At 70.0% G+C, this 20,802-nt stretch carries 27 protein-coding genes and 2 tRNA genes; 12 read left to right on the top strand and 17 right to left on the bottom strand.

The genetic code is table 11. The features are described from left to right. Positions 1-30 precede the first annotated feature (30 nt). The gene (locus LT971_RS02870) at positions 31-291 is read left to right on the top strand and encodes a glutathione S-transferase N-terminal domain-containing protein (RefSeq protein WP_237005341.1); all 261 of its coding nucleotides are present in this window, start codon (positions 31-33) and stop codon (positions 289-291) included. Here LT971_RS02870 and LT971_RS02865 read toward each other — a convergent pair whose 3' ends face one another. The 3 genes from LT971_RS02865 to LT971_RS02855 all read right to left on the bottom strand — a co-directional run bounded on the left by LT971_RS02865 (position 292) and on the right by LT971_RS02855 (position 1,630). Further along, on the bottom strand, positions 292-696 hold the full coding sequence (locus LT971_RS02865) for a DUF7988 family protein (protein WP_237005340.1): 405 nt from the start codon (positions 694-696) through the stop codon (positions 292-294). Between the two features lie 61 nt (positions 697-757). Further along, the gene (locus LT971_RS02860) at positions 758-1,168 is read right to left on the bottom strand and encodes a DUF7522 family protein (protein WP_237005339.1); all 411 of its coding nucleotides are present in this window, start codon (positions 1,166-1,168) and stop codon (positions 758-760) included. 391 nt (positions 1,169-1,559) lie between these two features. After that, positions 1,560-1,630, bottom strand: a tRNA-Gly gene (locus LT971_RS02855). A gap of 186 nt (positions 1,631-1,816) precedes the next feature. Between LT971_RS02855 and LT971_RS02850 the strand changes: the two genes are divergently transcribed. Further along, positions 1,817-2,623, top strand: a complete 807-nt coding sequence (locus tag LT971_RS02850; RefSeq protein WP_237005338.1) for an NAD+ synthase — start codon at positions 1,817-1,819, stop codon at positions 2,621-2,623. A gap of 10 nt (positions 2,624-2,633) precedes the next feature. Here LT971_RS02850 and LT971_RS02845 read toward each other — a convergent pair whose 3' ends face one another. Beyond that, positions 2,634-3,305, bottom strand: a complete 672-nt coding sequence (locus LT971_RS02845; RefSeq protein ID WP_237005337.1) for an enoyl-CoA hydratase/isomerase family protein — start codon at positions 3,303-3,305, stop codon at positions 2,634-2,636. A 59-nt stretch (positions 3,306-3,364) separates the two neighbouring features. Between LT971_RS02845 and LT971_RS02840 the strand changes: the two genes are divergently transcribed. The 4 genes from LT971_RS02840 (at position 3,365) to LT971_RS02825 (ending at position 5,419) form a co-directional block, all read left to right on the top strand. Then, positions 3,365-4,030, top strand: coding sequence for a DUF7114 family protein (locus LT971_RS02840; protein ID WP_237005336.1), 666 nt, complete (start codon positions 3,365-3,367; stop codon positions 4,028-4,030). 44 nt (positions 4,031-4,074) lie between these two features. Continuing rightward, positions 4,075-4,146, top strand: a tRNA-Thr gene (locus LT971_RS02835). Positions 4,147-4,377: 231 nt separating this feature from the next. Next, a complete protein-coding gene (locus LT971_RS02830; protein WP_237005335.1) occupies positions 4,378-5,133 on the top strand; it encodes a class I SAM-dependent methyltransferase in 756 nt (251 codons plus the stop codon). Positions 5,134-5,182: 49 nt separating this feature from the next. Next, complete coding sequence (locus LT971_RS02825) at positions 5,183-5,419, top strand: hypothetical protein (protein ID WP_237005334.1); 237 nt, start codon at positions 5,183-5,185, stop codon at positions 5,417-5,419. On the opposite strand, the gene LT971_RS02820 is transcribed toward LT971_RS02825, so the two are convergent. Next, positions 5,416-6,021, bottom strand: coding sequence for a response regulator (locus LT971_RS02820; protein ID WP_237005333.1), 606 nt, complete (start codon positions 6,019-6,021; stop codon positions 5,416-5,418). The genes LT971_RS02825 and LT971_RS02820 overlap by 4 nt on opposite strands. 6 nt (positions 6,022-6,027) lie before the next feature. After that, positions 6,028-7,602 carry a PAS domain S-box protein gene (locus tag LT971_RS02815; RefSeq protein ID WP_237005332.1) on the bottom strand — a complete coding sequence of 525 codons (1,575 nt, stop codon included), beginning with the start codon at positions 7,600-7,602 and terminating at the stop codon, positions 6,028-6,030. Positions 7,603-7,804: 202 nt separating this feature from the next. Here LT971_RS02815 and LT971_RS02810 point away from each other — a divergent pair, with 202 nt between their 5' ends. From LT971_RS02810 to LT971_RS02795, 4 genes are all read left to right on the top strand, one after another. Then, the gene (locus tag LT971_RS02810) at positions 7,805-8,761 is read left to right on the top strand and encodes a WD40/YVTN/BNR-like repeat-containing protein (protein WP_237005331.1); all 957 of its coding nucleotides are present in this window, start codon (positions 7,805-7,807) and stop codon (positions 8,759-8,761) included. A 245-nt stretch (positions 8,762-9,006) separates the two neighbouring features. After that, a complete protein-coding gene (locus LT971_RS02805) occupies positions 9,007-9,876 on the top strand; it encodes a dihydrodipicolinate synthase family protein (RefSeq protein WP_237005330.1) in 870 nt (289 codons plus the stop codon). Positions 9,877-9,964: 88 nt separating this feature from the next. Next, complete coding sequence (locus tag LT971_RS02800) at positions 9,965-10,732, top strand: DUF6517 family protein (protein WP_237005329.1); 768 nt, start codon at positions 9,965-9,967, stop codon at positions 10,730-10,732. Positions 10,733-10,831: 99 nt separating this feature from the next. Next, the gene (locus LT971_RS02795) at positions 10,832-11,305 is read left to right on the top strand and encodes a DUF7384 family protein (protein WP_237005328.1); all 474 of its coding nucleotides are present in this window, start codon (positions 10,832-10,834) and stop codon (positions 11,303-11,305) included. A gap of 25 nt (positions 11,306-11,330) precedes the next feature. On the opposite strand, the gene rdgB is transcribed toward LT971_RS02795, so the two are convergent. The 11 genes from rdgB to LT971_RS16480 all read right to left on the bottom strand — a co-directional run bounded on the left by rdgB (position 11,331) and on the right by LT971_RS16480 (position 18,279). Beyond that, positions 11,331-11,885 carry an RdgB/HAM1 family non-canonical purine NTP pyrophosphatase gene (rdgB, locus tag LT971_RS02790; protein ID WP_237005327.1) on the bottom strand — a complete coding sequence of 185 codons (555 nt, stop codon included), beginning with the start codon at positions 11,883-11,885 and terminating at the stop codon, positions 11,331-11,333. A gap of 38 nt (positions 11,886-11,923) precedes the next feature. Next, positions 11,924-12,202, bottom strand: a complete 279-nt coding sequence (locus tag LT971_RS02785) for a DUF5808 domain-containing protein (RefSeq protein ID WP_237005326.1) — start codon at positions 12,200-12,202, stop codon at positions 11,924-11,926. Between the two features lie 118 nt (positions 12,203-12,320). Further along, entirely contained in the window at positions 12,321-13,988 is a 1,668-nt protein-coding gene (locus tag LT971_RS02780; protein ID WP_237005325.1) for a bifunctional N(6)-L-threonylcarbamoyladenine synthase/serine/threonine protein kinase, read from the bottom strand. 8 nt (positions 13,989-13,996) lie between these two features. After that, entirely contained in the window at positions 13,997-14,131 is a 135-nt protein-coding gene (locus LT971_RS02775; RefSeq protein WP_237005324.1) for a 30S ribosomal protein S27ae, read from the bottom strand. Position 14,132: 1 nt separating this feature from the next. Continuing rightward, entirely contained in the window at positions 14,133-14,447 is a 315-nt protein-coding gene (locus LT971_RS02770; RefSeq protein ID WP_237005323.1) for a 30S ribosomal protein S24e, read from the bottom strand. 55 nt (positions 14,448-14,502) lie between these two features. Continuing rightward, entirely contained in the window at positions 14,503-15,039 is a 537-nt protein-coding gene (locus LT971_RS02765; RefSeq protein WP_237005322.1) for a GTP-dependent dephospho-CoA kinase family protein, read from the bottom strand. A gap of 2 nt (positions 15,040-15,041) precedes the next feature. Continuing rightward, positions 15,042-15,239, bottom strand: coding sequence for a transcription elongation factor subunit Spt4 (gene spt4 / locus LT971_RS02760; RefSeq protein WP_237005321.1), 198 nt, complete (start codon positions 15,237-15,239; stop codon positions 15,042-15,044). After that, complete coding sequence (locus LT971_RS02755; RefSeq protein ID WP_237005320.1) at positions 15,240-15,812, bottom strand: DNA-directed RNA polymerase; 573 nt, start codon at positions 15,810-15,812, stop codon at positions 15,240-15,242. After that, a complete protein-coding gene (locus tag LT971_RS02750) occupies positions 15,813-16,196 on the bottom strand; it encodes a PIN domain-containing protein (RefSeq protein WP_237005319.1) in 384 nt (127 codons plus the stop codon). A gap of 1 nt (position 16,197) precedes the next feature. After that, positions 16,198-17,442 (bottom strand): translation initiation factor IF-2 subunit gamma, encoded by a 1,245-nt coding sequence (locus LT971_RS02745; protein ID WP_237005318.1) that lies wholly within the window; start codon positions 17,440-17,442, stop codon positions 16,198-16,200. A gap of 102 nt (positions 17,443-17,544) precedes the next feature. Next, entirely contained in the window at positions 17,545-18,279 is a 735-nt protein-coding gene (locus LT971_RS16480; RefSeq protein WP_237005317.1) for a helix-turn-helix domain-containing protein, read from the bottom strand. Between the two features lie 89 nt (positions 18,280-18,368). On the opposite strand from LT971_RS16480, the gene LT971_RS02735 reads away from it, so the two are divergent. Together LT971_RS02735 and LT971_RS02730 are read left to right on the top strand one after the other, a co-directional pair. Next, positions 18,369-19,496 carry an MBL fold metallo-hydrolase gene (locus tag LT971_RS02735; RefSeq protein ID WP_237005316.1) on the top strand — a complete coding sequence of 376 codons (1,128 nt, stop codon included), beginning with the start codon at positions 18,369-18,371 and terminating at the stop codon, positions 19,494-19,496. Position 19,497: 1 nt separating this feature from the next. Continuing rightward, entirely contained in the window at positions 19,498-20,793 is a 1,296-nt protein-coding gene (locus tag LT971_RS02730) for an MFS transporter (protein ID WP_237005315.1), read from the top strand. Positions 20,794-20,802: the final 9 nt, after the last annotated feature.

Here is a 20,802-nt window from a genome sequence, read left to right as displayed (position 1 = left end):
TTTACGTGCGAGGCCGTCGAAGCGCCGCGTATGCTGGAACTCTACCAGTCGGAGGGCTGCCCGCACTGCGCGAAAGTCCGCGAGAAGCTCTCGGAGCTCGGCGTCTCGTACGTCACCCACAACCCCCGGCTCCCGGGGAACGCCGGCGGCGACGTGACGAACGAGCGGACCCACGAGGAACTCGAGGCGGGCGGCGCCGACCAGATCCCGTACCTCGTCGACACCGCCCGCGAGGAAGCTCACTACGGGAGCGACGACATCGTCGAGTACCTCGACGAACACTACGCGTAGCTACCTGACCGACGCCTCGACGGCCACCCCGTCCCGGCGTTCGTAGCCGTTGTCGTCGGTGAGCCGAATCGCCCGCAGTTCGACGACGAGCCGGCCGTCGTCGAGCGTCGCCCGCAGCACCGGCCCGCGGCTCGTCACGGCGACGTACGGCGGCGCCGCCACCGGCTCTGCGGACAGCGTTCCGCCCGCCGCATCGACCGCCGCCGCGAGCACGCCCGGCAGCGCGCCGAGCGTTCCCGACTTGTCGAGACACGACTCCAGCGCAGCGGCGACCGCCGTCCCGTCCCCGGCGGCCAGTCCATCCCGGGAGTCGGCCACGGCGTCCGCACACGCGCCGACGGCAGCGACTACGTCGGCGTGCTCGGTCGCCACGCACTCGCGGGCCGCGTCCGAATCCAGCGTCACGGCTCCTCGTGGCCGGGCGCGAGCAAAGAACGTTCTGTCCCGGCAGCGGGTGGCATCACGCTCACGCCAGGTAGATGTCCTCGATGGCGTCGACGATAGGTTCGACGGGCTCGTCGCGGTCCACGGTGACGAACAGGCCCTCGTCCTCGAAGTAGACGCGCACGACGGTGAAGACGTCGAACCCCGTCGCGATGTACCGTACACGGTCGGACACCGGGAACAGGTCCTCCGTGTAGAACGCTTTCTCCGTGAAGTCCGCGTGCACGTAGGAGTGAATCTGCTCGAAGTGCGCGCGCATCTCGGCCTCGTCCTCGTAGAACTGCAGCGTCAGGTCGTCGACGTACAGCACGCCGAACTCCTCGGCGTCGAACTCGACGAGCGACCGCAGGTGCCCTTCGACCGTCTCCTCGACTGCCTCGCGCATCGCTGCGGCGTCCACCGAGACGACGGTCGGGTCGTTCGAGACGGGCATCGACGGAAGCTGTCACTGCAGGCAGTTATGTGTAGGTGGTAGTGACAAGACAGGACGGAAGTGAGCGACACGGCCGTCGCTGCCCGGCTCGAGTTTGAGAGGAGTGCGCTGGCCGGGAGTGAGCAGTCCGCAGGACTGCGAACGCCGGAAGACGCCACGCGTCTTCCGGAAATCTCGTGAGCGAAGCGAACGAGACGTCGGGCAGCGCACGAGCTGTCGAACGAAGTGAGACCGCGAAGTGCGCTGGCCGGGAATTGAACCAGAGCCAGACGTGCTCGCTCACCGTGTTCGCTGCGCGCGACTGGCAGGGCTCAATTCCCTCGCGCATCCACGCGAGAAGTCGAGCGGTCAGCGACACAGCCGTCGCTGGCCGGCTCGAGTTTGAGAGGAGTGCGCTGGCCGGGAATTGAACCCGGGCTATGAGCTTGGGAAGCTCATGTCCTACCACTAGACCACCAGCGCTCGTTTCACGCGCGCTGTACCTCGCGAACCTGTCGGGTTCGCTCACCACCAGCGCTCGTTCAGGGGTACGCGAACGGGATTTGTCCGCGGCGGCACTTGAACGTAGCGTTTCGGCGAGTGGACGTTCGTGCAGGAATCTCGGCCGGTTGCGGGGGTTTTAGTCGGTGTGCGCCGTATCTAGGGGCGATGAGTGCTCCAGAGACCGTCGAGCCGTTCGACCTGCGGTTCTCCGAGGCCGAACTCGCCGAGCGCCGCGACCGCATCCAGTCGTTCGTCCGGGAGACCGTCGAGACGGCCGGCGCCGAGCGCTGCGTGCTCGGGCTGTCCGGCGGCATCGACTCGACGACCGTCGCGTACCTGACCGTCGACGAACTCGGTGCCGACGCCCTGCACGGGCTCGTGATGCCGGGCGCGGTGTCCCGCGAGGAGAACATGAGCGACGCCGAACGGGTGGCCGAGGACCTCGGCATCGAGTACGACGTCGTGGAGATCGACCCGTTCGTGAACCAGCTGACGGACGTGTTCCCGGACGCGGCCGGCGACGAGGTCGCGGTGGGGAACGCTCGGGCGCGGACGCGCGCCGTCATCAACTACTTCGTCGCGAACCACGAAGACGGCGTCGTGCTCGGCACGGGCAACCGGGCTGAGGCGATGACCGGCTACTACACGAAGTACGGCGACCAGGCCGTGGACTGCAACCCCATCGGGAACCTCTACAAGATGCAGGTCCGGCAGCTCGCCCGCGACCTCGGCGTGCCCGAGGACCTGGTGACGAAGGCGCCGACCGCCGAGCTGTGGGCCGACCAGACCGACGAGCAGGAGCTCGGCGTGGACTACGACACCATCGACGCCGTGCTCGCGCTGCACGTCGACGGCGGCGTCCCGGCGAGCGCGACGGCCGACCACCTCGGCGTCGACCCGTCGGTGGTCGAGACGGTCGTCGACCTCTACGAGGCCAGCGAGCACAAGCGCGCGATGCCGCCGGCGCCCTGACCACCGGCGGCTACGACTGTTCGAGCAGCCGGCCGAACGCGCCAGCTTCCAGGTCGTCCGTCTCCTCGCGGTCGCCGTCAGCCCCGAGCAGCGACTGCAATTCCCGGAGCGCGTCCGGGTCGTTCACGGCGACCTCGTCGGCGACCTGCCGGGGGTCGTCGACGACCCGCGACACCAGCCCCATCTCCTTCGCTTCGGCGGCGTCGACGGTGCGGCCGGACAGCGAGAGGTCGGCGGCGTGCGTGGCGCCAACCGCCTGCCGGAGCCGTCGCGTACCACCCCAGGCGCCGAACAGCCCGAGTTTCACGCCAGTCTCCGCGAACGACGCGGCCGGCGTGCAGACGCGGACGTCGCAGGCGAGCGCGAGCTCCACGCCACCACCGCGGGCCGGGCCGTCGATACCCGCGACGACCACGCTGTCGGCGTCGGCAATTGCGTTCATCGTCCGCTGGCCGCGGCGCGCGAACGCCGCCCCCGAGTCGCCGTCCAGCCCCCGAACGGTGTCGAGGTCGGCACCGGCGCAGAAGGCCTCCCCAGCCCCGTGCACGTAGACGACTGGCTGGGGGGCGTCCGAGACGGCAGCTGCGAGGTCGTCGAGTCCCTGGCGCGTGAGCGCGTTCCGTTTTGCCGGCCTGTCGAGCGCGACGACCCGGTAGTCGTCGCCGTCCGTCACCGAGAGCATGCTGGTGGAAAGCGGTGCTTTCCAAAGGTCTTTGCCGTTCCCTCCGCTAGTCGGGGGTGATGGAGGAGGCCGAAGAAGCACGCGCCGCCGCCCGAGAGGCCGTCGCGGATATCGAGCCCGACGGGCTCCGGGCGGTCATCGACGACCACGTCGCTTCGTCCTCGATGCTCCCGGGGGTGTTGACGATGCTGAGCGCTCGCGTCGTCGACGGCGCCGTCGACGACCACGCAGTGACCCGCCGAGCCGCCGGTGTGCAACTCATCTACGACGGCCTGCGCGTCACGCGAGCGCTGGTCGACGCCGAGCCGTGGGCCGACACCGACGACGACGACCCCGAAGACGACCTGGACATTCTCGCCGCCGACGTGCTCGTCGCCCGGGGCTTCCGGCTGCTGGCGCGCACGGAGTCGGCCGAGCAGGCCGTCGAGACGGTGCGTGCGTTCGGCCGCGAGCAGACCGATCAGCACGCCGACCGCGAGCCGACCGACCGCGGGCTGGAGGCGAACGTCTTCGAGCTGGCCGCCATCGCGGGCGGCTCGGCGGCGGGCAGCGAGGCGCCGATGGCGCTGCGCCAGTACCTCGTCGGGCTGGCCGACAACCACGGTGAGCCGCCGCTGGCGGCCGCCGGCGACGCACTCCCGGAGGGCGTCGAGGACGTGATGGCGCGCGTCGGCTCGCTGCAATCGGAGGACCCCGTCGGTACGCCGTCGGTCGGCGACCACTGAATCGAAACGCCTAAAGTTACTCCCGGACTTCGTTCGGGATGCGTGCCTGGGTAGCTTAGCGGTAAAGCGCGTCCTTGGTAAGGACGAGACCCCGGATTCAAATTCCGGCCTAGGCTTCTTGCGGGGAACGTACGTGACGAGCAGAAGCGTTGCCGTAATTCGAATCCCTGCAAGACGCAGTCCGCGCAGGCGAACGCAGTGAGCCGAGCAGACCCGTCTTGCAACGGTTCAAATTCCGGTCTAGGCTCTTCCTGCGAGCGACAGACCGCGGAGCTACAGCTCCGCAGTGACCGACCAGCAGTGGTGTGTCCGGCAGCGTTTTGTCGCGTGGCTCCAGCTAGCCCCGAATGAGCGAACCAAACGGCTTCTCTGAGCCACTGGCGGCGTTCTACGACGCCAGCCACGACTACGGAGACGTCGGCGACGAGTCGTTCTACGTCGGCGCAGCGACGGGAGCGGACGGTCCTGTGCTGGAGGGTGCCTGCGGGAGTGGGCGGCTCTATCTGGAGTTCCTCCGTCGGGGCGTCGACGCAGACGGCTTCGACGTGTCCGATCCGATGCTGTCGGTGCTCCGCGAGCGGGCGGCCAGCGAGGGGCTGTCGCCGTCGGTCTGGCAGGCCGACCTCCGGGAGGTCGGTGCCAGCCGGACGTACGAGCTGGCGGTGGTGCCGTACAACTCGATGTGCACCCTCCGGACTGTCGACGACCAGCTCGCAGCGCTGCGGTCGCTGTACGATGCACTGGCCGACGGCGGTCGACTGCTGTTCGACGTCTACGTCCCCGACTACGCGGTGGTCTCGGAGTCGTTCGGCGAGTGGCACAGCGTCCGGGAGTTCGGGTACGGCGGCGAGACGCTGACCGGGCGGTCGCGGGCGACGCTCGCCGACGAGACAGCACAGACCTACTGCACCGAGCAAGAACTCCGCGACGCGGACGGTGAGGTCGTCGCCCGCGACGAGTTCCTGCTCTCTCACCTCCCAGCCCAGCAGGTGGAGTTGCTCGCCCGGCAGTCGCCGTTCGACGAGTGGTCCGTCGAGGGCGGCTTCGGCGGCGAGCCGCTGCGCGACGGCGACGACGTCCAGGTCTGGGAGCTGGTGAAGTGAGAGAGCGCGTCCTCGAAGCCTCAAGTAGGGGGGCGACGTACCCCGGGGTATGGACGCTGAGACTGTCGAAGCCTACAACGGGAACACGGTGGAGATAGCCCCCCAGCGGCCGCTGGAGTCCGGCGGGGCGCGCGTGGAAGTGACCGACGAGGACGGCACCCGGTGGGAGCTGGACGTCGAGCGAGACGGTACCTACGAGGTGGTGGCGTCCTGGAACGCGGACGGCAACCTCGCCGACGTGACGGTGCCGGACTACGTCGAAGACCTGCTGTCGCGGCTCGGCTAGAAGAGCTGCGCGAAGCCCTCGTCGTCCATCGAGTCGATGACCGATGCGGTCTCGGCTTCGAGTTCGGCTTCGCGCTCGCGGAGGCGCTGGTACTCCTCGTTGTCCACGAGTTCGCTCTCCGGGAGTTCGGCTTCCAGCGTGATGCGCTTCTGGACGACGCCGTACAGTTCGTCGACGGAGTCGTCGTACTGTTCGAGGTCGAGGAGGCGCTCGACGACCTCGTGGAGGTCGTCGCCGTCCACCGGTTTCTGGACGTACTCCTCGAAGGGCATCTCGACGATGTCGAAGTCGGGGTCGACGCCGGTGACCATCGCGACCCGGACGTCCAGTCCGCGCTCGCGGAGCTCGTCGAGGACGTCGTCGCCAGTGAGGCCGGGCATCCGGCGGTCCAGTAACGCAACGTCCACGTCGGCGTCGACCACGTCGAGAGCTTCCTCGCCGCTCGTGGCCGTCCGGACGTCGTAGTCGTCCTCGAGCCAGAGCCCGAACGCCTCGACGACCCGCGGTTCGTCGTCCACTGCGAGGACGACCGGCTCGCCGTCCGGGTCAATCGCTGTCGCGTGCTCCGCGTCCGTGTCGTCGGGCTGGGTGTCAGTCTCCATCTGTGGTCACCTCGTGTGTACGTCGAAGCGAGCGCCAGCGCGCTCGCTGTCCTCGTCGTCGGTCGCGTGAATCGTCCAGCCGTGGGCGGTGACGATGTCGCGGACGATGCTCAGCCCGAACCCCGTGCCGCCGCTGCTGGTAGTGTACCCGTACTCGAACAGCTTCTCGGTGTCGGCGTCCCCGAAGCCGTCGCCGTCGTCGACCACGGCGAACCCCGAGCGGTCGGCCAGCGGTTCGAGCGTTACCGTGACGTCGCTCCCACCGTGTTCGACAGCGTCCTGATGAGCCTGCGAGTCAGGGTTCGTGGAGCCATGCTCCACGGCATTCCGGAAGAGGTTCTCGAGGAGGGTGCGGAGGCGTTCCTCGTCGGCCTGCAGGGCGGGGAGGTCGTCGTCGACGACCAGCGTGGCGTCCTCGGCGCCGGCCGTCGACCAGGCGTCGGCGGCGACCGACGCGAGCGCGACCCGCTCGGTCTCGCCGACGGCCTGCCCCTGTTTGGCGAGCGTGAGCACGTCCTCGACCAGGTCTTCCATGCGGTCGATGACGTCCTCGAGGTCGTCGAGGGCCTCTTCGTCGCCGGCTTTCGCGAGGGCGGCGGTGGCGCGCGCGGACTGCAGCGGGTCGCGGAGGTCGTGGGAGACGATGCTCGCGAACCGTTCGAGGCGTTCGTTCTGGCGTTCGCGTTCCGCCTCGCGTTCCGCGCGGCCGAGCGCGGCTTCGGTGTTCGCCGCGAGGATGCGGACGAGGTGGCGTGTCTGGTCGTCGAAGGCGGCGGCGTCGGTGTCGGCGACGAGGAGGACGCCGTGGTCGCCGAGCGGGACGGCGTACTCGGCGTCGACCGGACCGTCGGGCCGGTGGACGGGGAGGTCGCGGTCGTCGTCGGCGTGGTACTCCAGTGGCTCGCCGGACTGGAACGCGCGCCACGCCAGCGACCCCTCCGAGAGCGTCGGCGGGTCGTCGAAGAGGTCGGCGGCGGCCTCGCTCTGCACGCCGGGCCGGAGGACGTCTGTGGCGTCGTCGTAGCGGTACAGCGAGGACAGCGGGAAGCCGATGACGTCGGTGGCCGCGCCGACCGCGCAGTCACCGATGTCGGCTGGCGTGCGGGCCTGCATGAGGGCTCGCGCCGTCTCCTGGAGCGCTTCGAGGGTGTCCTCGTAGGCCTTCCTGTCGGAGACGTCTCGCATGATGCCGGAGAACACGCGGTCGCCCTCGTGGACGTGTTCCTCGAACGTGATGGAGAGCGGGACTTCGTGACCGTCCGCGTGTTCGGCCGGGAGCTCGATGTCGTTCCAGTCGAGCTGTCGCTCGCCGGTGTCGAGGTAGCGGTCGACCGCGTCGAAGTGGTCGGCGGTGAACCGCTCGGGCATGATGGTTGTGAGCTTCTCCCCGACGATGTCCTCGGGGGCGTACCCGAACACGCGCTCGACGGCCCGGTTGGCGTACCGGATGGTGCTGTGTTCGTCGATGGAGACGATCGCGTCCGAGCCGTGCTCGACCAGCGACCGGAAGAATTCGGCGTCCTCGGCGAGGGCGTCGAGGTCGGCGACGCCGCGCTCGTCGGACGGGCCGGATGCAGCCATTGTCTCTCTCCGGGGCCCGCGCGGACGTAAATCTACGGGCAACTGGACCCCCGCTGGCCGGGCGAGGACCCGAGTTCGGGCGGGTTTCGTCGCCCCACAGAGGACGAAACCCGGCAAAATCGGACAAATCGAGTTAATATCACTACAACTAGGGCCGGTATTAAGTCCGTGGCGCGCTCAGCGACGAGTGGGCCGAACACCAATGACCGAACACACCCGACGGACGTTCCTCCGGGGCGCCGGCGCCGCGACCGCCGCGCTCGCGGGCGTCCCGCTGACCGCATCGGCCGAAGACGACTCCGGCTGGACTGTCGCCGAGACGGCCACCGGCAACACCCTCTACGACGTCGCGTACGCGACGGGCGGCGCGTACGCCGTCGGAACGGGTGGCGTCGTCCTCGAGCGCACCGCCGACGGCTGGCGGAAGCTCCTCGACGGCGGCCCGACAGGCAACGGCAACAACCTCTACGGGCTGGACGTCACGGACGACGGCGACCGGCTCTGGTTCGTCGGGTCCTCCGGCGCCATCGGCGAGTACGACGTCCCGGCGCGCACGCTGTACGACCACTCCGCGCCGAACGACGTGACGAACAACTTCAACGGCGTCGCCGTCACCGGCGAGGCCGGCGAGGCGAACGTCTACGTTGCCGGCGACTCCGGAAAGATCTACGGCAGCTTCGAGAACGGCGCAACCGGCACCTGGGACGACGTCACGCCCGGGAGCGGCTCCGAGATCAACGCCATCGACTTCCACGGCCCCCGGTCCGGGCACGCCGTCGACGGGAACAAGACCGTATTCGTCACTGACGACGGCACGACGTGGGAGAAGATCGGCATCGCCGACGCGAACGTGAACTTCTACGGCGTCGACTCCGACGGCGCCGACGACGTCACCGTCTCCGCGGGCGGCGGCATGCTCCACAACTGGGACGGGTCGTCGTGGATTCCCGAGGACACGGGCGACGCCGGACTGCGCGACGTCGAGGCCGACGGCGTGGACGCGCTGACGGTCGGCGGCGGCGGGAAGGTCTACCGCCGGGACGCCGGCGGCTGGACGCAGGAGGCGACGCCCACCGGCCAGAACCTGAAGGCGGTGACGCCGGTCGACAGCAGCGTCGAGATCGCGGTCGGGTCCGGCGGCACCGTCCTCGAACGGTGACGTAGCGGCGGCTGCGGCGTCGGCCGGTCGCAGTCGCGCCCCGCGTTTTTCGTGCCAACTCGACAGCGGCGGCGCTGTCGGGCTGTCGGTCCACGTCGAAAGCGGGAGTGGGAGAGTGCCGGACGCGCGGGGGGAGAAAGTATCGCGCGTCCATCTGGCGGATTCCGCCGGTAGCACTTAAATCCACGTCAGACGCGCGGCCGACCACCACAACCGTCATCGGGCGGCGGGTCGTGGGGGACGGTATGCAGGGACTCGGCGTGCCACTGGCGACGCCCTTCGACGAGGACGGCGACGTGGACCACGACGCGCTCGCGACGCTCACCGACTGGGTCGTCGAGCGCGGCGTGGACTTCCTCGTGCCGTGTGGCTCGAACAGCGAAGCGGAACTGCTGACGGCCGACGAGCGGACCGCGGTCGTCGAGACGGTGGCCAGCGCCGCCCCAGAGGACGTTCCGGTGCTCGCCGGCACGGGCGCACCCGGCCGACGGGAGACACTGGCGCTCACGGCGGCGGCCGCCGACGCCGGCGCCGACGCCGCGCTCGTCGTCACGCCGTTCTACTTCGGCCACGACGACGACGCCGTCGCGGCCTACTACCGGGGGCTCGCCGACGACTCGCCGCTACCCGTCTACCTCTACAGCGTCCCGAAGTACACCAGCTACACCCTGCCTCCGGCCGTCGCGGGCGACCTCGCCGGGCACCCGAACGTCGCCGGGATGAAAGACTCGTCGGGCGACCTCGGCGCGTTCCAGCGGACGCGCGCCGCGACCGCAGACGACGACTTCGACCTCCTGGTCGGCAGCGGGAGCGTGTTCGCGCCCGCGCTGGACGCCGGCGCCGACGGCGGCGTGCTCGCGCTCGCCAACGTCGCCCCCGAGGTCACAAGCGAGATTCTCGCGGCGCACCGCCGGGGCGACGACGACGCTGCGCGCGCCCGCAACCGGGCGGCCGTCGACCTGAACCACGCCGTCACCGCCGAGTACGGCGTCCCCGGACTGAAGGCCGCGATGCGGTCGCGGGGCGCGCCCGCCGGCACAGTCCGATCCCCACACCGCCCGGTGGACGACGAGGCCGCTGGCGCACTCGCAGCGCTCGTCGACGACACCCTGTAGGCTGCTCCTACCGAAACCGACAGCGGGCCGCGAGTCGGCCTGCTGGTGGCCGCAACACCCATACGCCCGCAGTGCAGGAGAGGGGTGTATGAACCGACGCAGATTCATCGGGGGAGTCGGCGCCGTCGGCCTCGGCGCGCTGGCGGGCTGCACGAACGCACTCGGCACGGTCGCGCCACCGGACGTCCCACAGGACCAGCTCGACGAGGGCGGCTGGGAGCAGTCCGACCGCACCGAGGAGACCGTCCTCGACGAGTCCTACGGCCCAGTGAACGTCACGGCGAAGTCGACGACCCTGACGTACAGCGACACCGCGCTCGCCGCCGAAATCGAGGACAAGACCCTCGGCCGCATCGACGGCACGCTCTCGATCTACGCCGCCTCCCACATCAACTTCGACCCGAACCTCAACAATCTCCCCGGCGACATCGGCCGGAAGGAGGTCGTCAGCGAGGTCGAGACGCAGGCGCGCGCCCAGTTCGAGCAACGGATGCGCGACCAGGGCCTCGAGAACGTCGAGGAGGTCGGCGAGGCGGAGTTCACCACGGACTCCGGGAAGTCGCCGGGGCTGGCGACGTACCGCGGGGAGTTCCCCGTCGGCACCATCTCGTTCGACGCGAGCGGGGAGACGTTCACGCTGGACGTCGGCACCATCGAGGTGGCGGGCGACCTCGCCGTCTGGAACGAGGGCGACTACGTCGTCGTCGCGGGCGGCGCCTACCCCGCCGAGAACTACGCCGAGACGGTCGACAAGGACCTCTCGGACGCCATCAACGTCACCATCGACGTCGACCTCGGACTGACTCCCGACGAGTACCGGACCGAGGTCCGGAACCTGATGGCCGCGACCAGGTGATGACGGCGACGCCGAGTGTGGCGTGGCGGGAGCTGTTCGACCGCGCGGCCACCCGCGACGTGTCGGTCGGGGACGTCTGCGACGAACTGGCCGCCCGCCGTGACGAGTGACCCCGACCCCGCGGCGTTCGCCGCGGACGCTGACGTGCTCGCGGCCGACCTCTTCGTGGACGGGAGCGCGCGGCGCGCACTCGACGCCGCTCGCGCCCACGACTGGGTGACGCTCGTCGCCAGCGAGCCGCTGCTGGACGACGCCGAGGCCGTCGTGTCGTCGCTGGGCGACGACGCGCTCGCGGCGGACTGGCGGAACCGTGTCGCCGACCTGGCGAATGTGGTCGGCCACCCCGAGGGCGACCACCCAGCGCTGGCGTCCGCCGTGAACGCCGGCGCCGCACACGTGCTCTCCTACGACGACCGCCTCCGGTCGGCAGAGGCCGGCGCGGTGCTCTCGGGGCGGGTCGACGTCAGCGTGAAGTCCCCCGCGGCGTTCGCGCGGCTGTTCGACGCCGAGTCGCTGTACCCGACCGTGGTCGGCGGCGAGTACCCGGGGCCCGACCACGACCCCCGCGAGTAACAGGTCTGGCGAGTCGGTCAGTCAGTCAGGCGTCGCGGTCCGCCAGCCAGTCTGCGAGTTTCGCGAGCGCCCGACCGCGGTGGCTCAGCGCGTTCTTCCGTTCGGTGTCCATCTCCGCGAACGTCTCGCCGTCGTGCTCGAAGATCGGGTCGTAGCCGAACCCGCCGTCGCCGCGGGGCGCGACCATCGTCCCCTGGACGGCGCCGTCGAACGTCTCGGTCGTCTCGCCGTCGGTGTACGCGACGACGCAGCGGAACGCCGCCCGGCGCTCGTCGAGGTCCTCGGCGAGCGTCCAGACGCGCTCGACGCCGAGCGTGTCCTCGACGTACGACGAGTACGGTCCCGGGAAGCCGTCCAGCCCGCGGACGAACAGGCCGGCGTCGTCCACGATGACTGGCGCGTCGCCGCCGTTCGCCTCGTAGGCCTCCTCGGCGCCCTGGGCGGCGATGGTCGCGAGGTCGCTGCTCTGCACCTCGGTGTAGTCGTAGTCGAACTGTTCGACGTCGCGCACGCCGGCGAGGTACTCCTCGGCCTCCCGGACCTTCCCGCTGTTCGTCGTGACGAACCGGAGACTCGGCATACCAGACGCGTGCGGCTCCGGGGAGAAGATGGCGTCGGTTAGTCGTCGTCGACGACGACCTCGACCGCCTCGTCGACCGCCGAGTCCTCGCTGTCGCCCTCGCTACCCTGCTGCTGGTAGAGCAACACGCCCGCGACTGCGAGCACGACCCACGACCGCCAGTTCGCGAGATTCAGCGTGTACCCGACGCCGAACGGCTTCTCGACGAGCATCCCCTCGCCGGGCTGCCAGTACGACGACAGCAGCTTCGAGAGCTTCGGGCGCTCGAAGTTGTACGGCACCCCGAACAGTTCCCCGCTGGTGGGTTTCTCGGCCATACCCCCACTTCGTCGCCGCCGGTCATATCAGTTGGGGCGACGAGTCGACGGACCGGCCGATGGTGAGTCGGTCCGGTGGCGGGCCGGCTGCCCGACCGGTCGGCCCACAGCTCGTCCGTCAGTCGTTCTGGTACCGCCCGCGGCCCTCGATGGCGCGCAGCTGGTCGAGGACCGTCTCGTCGCCGGCCGCCTCGCGGTAGGCGTCCTCGAACGCCGCGACGAGCGCCTCGGCGTCGTCGGCGGTGCCGGCGAGGCTCTGCTCGAAGACGTGGCAGTCCATCGCGTAGTCCTCCACGTCGTCCGTGTAGTAGCCGAGGCCGAAGTCGATGAGGAACGTCCGGTCGTCGGCGTCGCCCGCCCGCCCGTTCGGTGGGTCCGCGGGCCCAACCCGGACGTTCCGCGTGGTGGGGTCGCCGTGCACGAACCCGGCAGCGTGAATCCCGGCGAGGTGCCGCCCGACGTCCCGAACTCGCGGCTCTGTCAGGGCGTCACGGAGGTCGCTGTCCCCGACGTACTGGAGTTCGATGGTCGCCTCTGGCACGTCGACGTCCCGCACGAGCGGCGTCGGGACGCCCTGGCGGCGGGCCTCGCTCGTCAGTCGGGCTTCGAGGACCGTGCGGTCCCGCCGCAGCCGGTCGTCGAGGCGCTCGTGGCGGTACGACTTCGGCACGCGCTCCTTGACGACGCGGTCGTCGGCGATGGTGACCGTGGCCTCGGCACCCTGCCGGACGTCGCCCTCGCGGGCCGGCGGCGCCTCCGGCGACCGCCACGTCACCGGCACCTCGTCCGGCCGGAAGTGCGAGTCGATAGCGGAGTCCGCTACCTCGAGCGTGTCGCCGGCCTCGGCCATCTTCGCACCGAGCACCGCTATCATCCCGGCGTTGTCCCGCAGGAACCGGGGTTCGGGCGCGTGGAAGTCGGCGCCGCGGGCCTCGCACATCTCCGCCAGCATCCCCCGGAGGCGGTCGTTCTGTCCGACGCCGCCGCCGAGGACGAGTTCGTCCCGGCCCGTCAGCGCGAGCGCGCGCTCCGAGACCTCGGTGAGCATCGCGAAGACGGTCTCCTCCAGCCCCCGGCAGACGTCGTCGACCGGAGTGCCACCGTCGCGGTCGCTTCGCTCCCGCGACGAGCTCCCACTCGCTTCGCTCGCGGGAACGTCGTCGACGGCCTGCTTGGCGGCGCTCATGATGCCCGAAAACGAGAAGTCCATCCCCTTGACGACGTACGGCAGCTCCGTGTACTCGCCGTCGCGGGCGTGCGCCTCAACCTTCGGCCCGCCGGGGTGCTGCCAGCCGACGTGGCGCGTGAACTTGTCGATGGCGTTGCCGACGCCGGTGTCCATCGTCTCCCCGAGCACGCGGTACCGGCCGTTCCGGTACGCCAGCACGTGGGCGTTCGCGCCGCTGGCGTTCAGGCAGACCGGCGCGTCGAACCCCGACCGGTGGCGGCCGACCTCCAGGTGGGCGACCATGTGGTTGACGCCCACCAGCGGCACGTCCAGCGTCTGGGCGAGTGCACGCGCCGCCGACCCCACGATGCGCAGACATGGCCCCAGCCCGGGGCCCCGCGAGAACGCCACCGCATCCACGTCGCCGTCGGCCTCGTCGAGAATCGTCTCGACGACGCGCGGCACCGCCTGCCGCATGTGTTCGGCGGCCTCGCGAGGATGAATGCCGCCGCTGTCCGGCTGGTACGCCTCAGACTCGATGACGACAGAATCAGCGTCGGCGTCGTACAGCGCCGCGCTCGCGCACCACGCTGTCCCTTCGACGCCGACGACCCGCATCTACCGCGTTACTCCCACTCGGTGTACCCGCACTTCCCACAGACCTGCCGGTCGTCGTGGTCGGCGAGGAACGTGTCGCCGCAGCGCGGGCACATCTCCTTCTCGGTGCTGCCGTCGTCCTCGTAGTAGTCGCCGCGAGCCATCTTACTCGGCCTCCTCCGCCTCGGCGTCCTCGTCGTCGGCGCCGATCTTGTTCCGCTCGAGCATGTACTCGTGCTCGACCTCTGCGGCCTCCTCGGGGGAGTCGTAGACCTTCGCGCGGCCACGCGTCTTCCGCATCCCGAACTTCGTGTCGAGCTCGTGGACCACGACTTCCTCGGAGTCCTTGTCGAGTTTCGCCGCGAGGCTGTCGCGAACCGACAGCCGCGAGGGGGTTGCGTCGTCGTGGACTATCTCGAAGTCGACCTCCGTCCGGTGGAGCAGAGGGTTGTCCTCCTGCCCCAGAATCTCGATTTCCATGGTCAGTTATCACGTACTTGCGCGGGAAATCTGTAAAAGCATTTCGAACGCCGCGTCAGTCCACGAGCCGCCAGAACGCCTCGTCCGTCTCGAGTTGCTCGGCGAGCTCGCGCATCCGCGACCGGAGGTCGGCGTCGACGGTCGCCAGCACCATCCCCTCGCCGGGCTGCCCGTAGACCACACTGGCGCCCTCGGGCGCCGCCAGCACCGCCGGCACGACCGCGAGGTCTTCCTCCCCGTCGACCGAAATCACCGTGTCACCGTCCGCGTCGATGGCGTCGACGAGCGCTTCGAGGAGTGCCCGGGACACGGTCGCCGGCGCGCTCGCGACCGACACGTCGGCCGGCGGCAGCCCCTCGCGGACCTCGTCGCTGACGCTCTCGCGCTCCGTCCGCCCGTCGATGACTGCGACGTTCGGCGTGTGGCCGGCCGCGACGAGGTGGTAGGTCACGACGTCGCCCACTGCGACGACCGGACTGCCCGCGTCCGAGAGCAGCTGCTCCGCCTCGGTGTAGACGGGACCGATCGGGTCCTTGAACGCGTCCCGGGCGTCCTCCGGGAGCGTCGCGACCGCGTCCTCCGAGTCGGGCACGCTCAGCGGACCTTCAGCGCGTACTCGCCGGCCTCACGGACCTCCATCTTGTCCGCGATCTCGGACTCCTCGGGGTGCGTGATGACCACGTAGCCCGCCCAGTCCTCGGTGAGGCTGTTCGACGAGCAGTACGGACACATCTCCTCGTCCGGCTCGACGATGCGGTGACAGTCGTGGCACGCGAGTCGATTCGACGCCATCTACTGTCCCTCGCTCTCGGCCTGCTCTTGCTCGCGGGCCGCCCGCAGCCAGCCGTGTTTCCCGAGCCCGGGCTGTTTCGCCGTCAGCCCGATCTTGGACTCGCGGGGGTTGCGCTCGTCGATGCTCTTCGTCACGATGCGCGCCCGCACCGCGTCCCCGGTGCCGAGCACCTGGTTGGACTCGCGGGACGCAAGCTGCTGGTTCTCCTCGTCGAACGCCAGATACTCGTCGCTGATCTGGGAGACGTGCAGCAGGCCGTCTACGGGCCCGATGCCGACGAACGCGCCGAAGCTGACGACCTCGACGACCTCGCCGTCGACGACTTCCTGCATCTCGGGCTCGAACGTGACGGCGTCGAACTCCGCCTCGTAGTAGACGCCCGGACGGTTCGGCAACACCGCACCCTCGCCGAGGTCGTGGACCTCGGTGACGGTGACGACGCTGCCAACGTCTTCGTCCATGCGTCCTTCGAGTTTGTCCTGTAGCAGCCGCTTCACCAGGTCCGGACCGACGTCCCCGAGGTGCTCGGGGGGGACCTCTATCGTGTCTTTCAGCCGTGCTCGCTTGTACATCTATGGTCGAGTGATAGTGAGTTGATTCCGGCCCCTTAAATGAATTACCGGCGTGCCCGCGTCGAGCACGCGCTCTTTCAGGGGGCCGTCGTTCGTCACGACCGCGTCCACGTCCTCGCCCACCGCGAGCGCGTGGATCGCGTCGTCCGCGTACGATTCCTCCGTCTCGACGGAGCCACAGCGGTCCGCCGCCAGGTCCGCCGCCACGCCGGCTGCCGCCGCCGCCTCTCCCGCGCCCGACGCGAGCTCCGCCAGCTCGTCGCGGACCGACCGGGGGACGACGGCCTCGTAGTCGCCGAGCAGGCGCTCCAGCTCCGCGAACAGCCGGAGGTCCTGGTCGGCGGGCAGCATCAGCGCGTTGGCGTCGACGGCGACCACGTGCATCCTACTCGGACTCCGTCAGCGTGCCGACGCCGATGAGCCGCCAGCGCGCGCCGACGCGGCGGTTGATGGCGATCTTCGCACCGGCGGGCGCGCAGACCGGGCGTTTGAGTGCGACCTCGCACTCGCCGTCGCGGGCGCTCGTCACCGACCCGACGGTCGTGGCGGTGCCGACGGTGAGCATCAGCGGCTCGCCCGTCGAGATGTCGTCGATCTCCTCGCCCTCCTCGGCGCCGACGAGGCGCTCGAGGAGGTCGACGTCCATCTCGAAGGACTCCCACGTCGGCGGCAGGCTGCCGGGCGGCCCGGCGACCTGTCCGGCGAGCGCGTCGCCCTTCGTCAGGCTCGGGTCGAGACCGGTGCCGACCCCAAGCAGGCCGCCGGGGCTGGCGCTCTCGACGTCCTCGCCGCCGGCCTGGAGGCTGCGGACGTCCGTGGAGACGGGCCGCCACTCGGTCTGGCCACCCTCCTCGACCTCGCGGCCGGGGCGCAGTTCGATCTCGTTGCCTTCCTCGAGTTCGCCCTGCACGAGGCTGCCGCCGAGCACGCCACCCAGCAGGCCGCCCCACTCGGTGCCGGGGCGGTTGATGTCGAACGACCGCGCGACGTACATCCGGGGGTCCGCCGTCGGGTCCCGGTCCGGCGTCGGAATCTCGGTCTGGAGCGCGTCGATGATGAGGTCGACGTTGATCTCCTGTTCGGCGGAGATTGGGACGATGGGCGCGTCCTCCGCGACCGTGCCCTCGACGAACTCCTGGATCTCCTCGTAGTTCTGGCGGGCCTCGTCGGCGTCGACGAGGTCGACCTTGTTCTGCGCGATGACGATGTTCTCGATGCCGATGATGTCCAGCGCCATGAGGTGCTCCTCGGTCTGGGGCTGGGGCACCGGCTCGTTCGCGCCGACGACAAGCACGGCGCCGTCCATCAGCGCGGCGCCCGACAGCATCGTCGCCATCAGGGTCTCGTGGCCCGGCGCGTCCACGAACGAGACGGTTCGCGTGACTTCGGTCTCGGTGTCGTGCTCGGGGCACGTCTCCGCGACCGTGTAACACTCCGGTTCGTCGCAGTCGGGGCACCGACGCAGTGTGGCGTCGGCGTACCCGAGGCGAATGGAGATACCGCGTTTCATCTCCTCGGAGTGCTGGTCGGTCCACTCGCCGCTGAGTGCGCGGACCAGGGTCGTCTTCCCGTGGTCGACGTGCCCGACCAGTCCGATGTTCACCTCCGGTTGACGGTGTTCGTCTGCCATGTTCACAGAGTAATCTTGCGTGAATTTCGCCCCGAACGACTGATAAACCTACTGTTACGGAGGCGGCGGTTCGCCGGCCGGTGTCCGACCGCCGGTGGCCCGTCAGTCGGCGCCCGACTCCGTCCGCTCGGAGGCACCGGCTCGCAGCGGGTCGGCCGTCGAGCCGGCGGTCACCAGCCGGAGGAACTGGCCGGCGCTCGTCAGGAGTTTGTTCTCGGCCTTCCGGAGGTGTTCCTCGAACGTGGAGCGCGCGACCGACGTGCGGTCGGCGAGGTCCCGCAGCGACGTCCGCCGGGGCTGCTCGTAGTAGCCGCACTCGAGGGCGAGCTGGAGCGCCGCGAGCTGTCTGTCGGTGAGGCCGTCGAACAGCTGGTCGACCGGCGCGAGCATGCTGTGGGGGAGTTCCTGTTCGGCGATGGCCGTCTTCGAGAGGACGTCGACGTCCCGGTCGGCCTCGAGGTCCCGGAGGAGCGCCCGGACGTCGCCCTCGTCGAACGCTAGCACCGTGTAGTGCTCCCAGCCCTGCCGGTGGATGGTCGGCGGCTGGTAGAGCGCGTTGTACGCCTCGAAGCGCTGGATGATGGAGTCCTCCAGCGAGCAGAGACACGACTGCGTGACCACGTGGAGGCCGTGCTCGCCGCTGGACTCGTGGAGCACCGTCCCGAGCCGGTCGATCTCCGCGAGCAGGTCGTCGGTCGGCGGGTCGGGCGCGGTCAGCTCGACCACCTGGCAGTCGTCGAGGTACCACTCCCGGATGGTGAGGTCGGGGTACCGCTCCGAGATCTCCCGGTAGGGGCACTCGTGGCGCACCCGGAACGAGGCTTCGTAGAGGCTCACGCGAGCACAGATGCACTACAGAAAATTAATACTGCCGGCCATGTCCGGCACCAGTCGTATTCCCACATTCCGACTACGGGCGGGTACTGATGCCAGAAATCACGCCGGACGAACTGAGCGAACGCCTGCAGGCCAGCGACGACGGCGACGACGACGACGACGTTCTCGTCCTCGACGTCCGCCACAGCGGCGACTTCGAGGACTGGCATATTCCGGGCAGCGTCAACGTCGACGTCTACGACGAGCTCACGCACGACCGCGGAGCCGCCAGAGACGACCTCTCGGCGCTCCCCGAGGAGCCGACAGTCGTCACCGTCTGTGCCGCCGGCGTCGTCTCGCAGACGGCGACGGACGTGCTGACAGAGATGGGCTACGACGCCGCGACCCTCGTCGACGGGATGAACGGCTGGAGCCGGGTCCACCGCCGGGCCCCCGTCGACGCCGGCCTCGACGGCACGCTCGTGCAGGTCGCCCGCCCGGGGAAGGGCTGTCTCTCGCACGTCCTCGTCGCCGACGGCGAGGCCGCGGTCTTCGACCCGTCGCACTACGTGGCGGAGTACGAGGCCGTGCTCGACGACCACGACGCCGACCTCGTCGGGGTCTTCGACACGCACGCCCACGCCGACCACGTCTCCGGCGGCACCGACCTCGCCGGCCGCCACGACACCCCCTACTACCTCCACCCGTCGGACGCGCTCGCGCTCGACGCCACGCCACTCGCGGACGGCGACACCGTCGACGTCGGCGGCGTGACGGTCGAAGTCGTCCACACGCCCGGCCACAGCGAGGGCAGCGTCTCCTTCGACGTCGAGGGCGCGGCGCTGCTCACCGGCGACACCCTGTTCCACGGGAGCGTCGGCCGCGTCGAACTCGGCGTCGAGGCCGGCATCGAGGACAGCGACGCCGCAGCGAACGCGGCGACGCTCTACGACAGCCTCCAGCGGTTGCTCGACCGGCCCGGGGACGCCGTCGTCCTCCCCGCCCACGACCCCGGGTCACCCGAGCCGCCCGTGTCGGCGAGCCTCGACGAGGTCGCAGAGCGCAACGCCGACCTTGCCCGCGACCGCGCGGACTTCGTCGACACGCTCGCCTCGGACGTCCCGGACCACCCGCCGAACTTCGAGCGCGTGAAACGCACGAACGTCGGCGAGGTGTCCGTCCCGGACTCGAAGCTCGCCGAACTGGAACTGGGGCCGAACAACTGCGCGGCCGAGTGAGATGACGGAACCGACCGAACTCACACAGGGCATCCGCGAACACCTCGGGCAGTTCTCGCTGCACGTGGTGCTCGTGTTCGCGACAGGGCTCACCATCGGCTCCGAGCGCGCCGTCGTCCCCGTGCTGGGCCGGGACGTGCTCGGCGTCGAGTCGCTGCTCGTCGTCGGGTCGTTCGTCGTCTCCTTCGGTGTCGTCAAGTCCATCCTGAACCTCTACGCGGGCAAGTGGGGCGAGGAGTACGGCCGCAGGCCCGTGCTCGTCGCCGGCTGGGTGACGGCGCTCCCGCTGCCGGTCATCCTCGTGTTCGCGCCGAGCTGGGAGTGGGTCACTGTCGGGAACCTCCTGCTCGGCGTCAACCAGGCGCTCACGTGGAGCATGGCCATCAACGCCAAGATCGACCTGGCGAGCCCCGACCAGCGCGGGCTCGCGGTCGGCATCGACGAGGCGTTCGGGTACACGGGCGTCGCCGCCGGCGCATGGGTCACGGGCGTCATCGCCGGTCAGTACAGCCTCCGGCCGGAGCCGTTCTACTTCCTCGGCGTCGTCGTCGTGCTGGCGCTGCTGCTGTCGGTCTTCCTCGTCGAGGAGACCGTCCAGTACGCGCAGGCCGAGGGCGACGACGACCACCACGACGCGAACCTCCCGTTCGCCGCGGTGCTGAAGCGCGCGACCTACGGCGACCGCACGCTGTTCGCGGCCGCGCAGGCCGGCCACGTCGAGAACTTCGTGGACACGCTGTTCTGGATCGCCGTCCCGCTGTACCTCACGAGCGAGGGACTGGGCATCGCTGCCGTCGGCGTCGTCGTCGGCGTCCACAGCGCGATGTACTTCCTCCAGATCGCGACCGGGGGGCTCGCCGACCGGGTCGGCCGCCGGCCGCCGGTCGTCGCGGGGATGTTCCTCGCCGGCGGCGGCGTCCTCGGCATGGCGTTCGTCGACGGCTACGTCCCATGGGCCGTCCTCGCCGCCGCCTCCGGACTCGGCATGGCGCTGCTGTACCCGAACCTGATGACCGTGCCCAGCGACGCCGCCCACCCGACGTGGCGGTCGGCCGGCATGGGCGTCTACCGGATGTGGCGTGACTCCGGGTACGCCGTCGGCGCGGTCGTCATCGGGGCCTCGATGGAGTTCGTGAGCGCCGAAGCGGCGTTCTACGTGACTGCTGGCCTGATGTTCGTCTCCGGCGCGGTCGTCTACGCGTGGATGGAGGAGACCCACCCCGAGTTCGGGACGCACGAGCCGCCGGCGCCCGCACCGGACGCCACCAGCGGCAGCCAGCCGGCGACCGACGACTGACGGGAGGAC

Source organism: Halobacterium rubrum (assembly GCF_021729015.1).
Classification (GTDB): Archaea; Halobacteriota; Halobacteria; order Halobacteriales; family Halobacteriaceae; genus Halobacterium; species Halobacterium rubrum.
The sequence above is the reverse complement of the archived record's forward strand: the minus strand, read 5'-3'. Positions and strand labels throughout refer to the sequence as shown.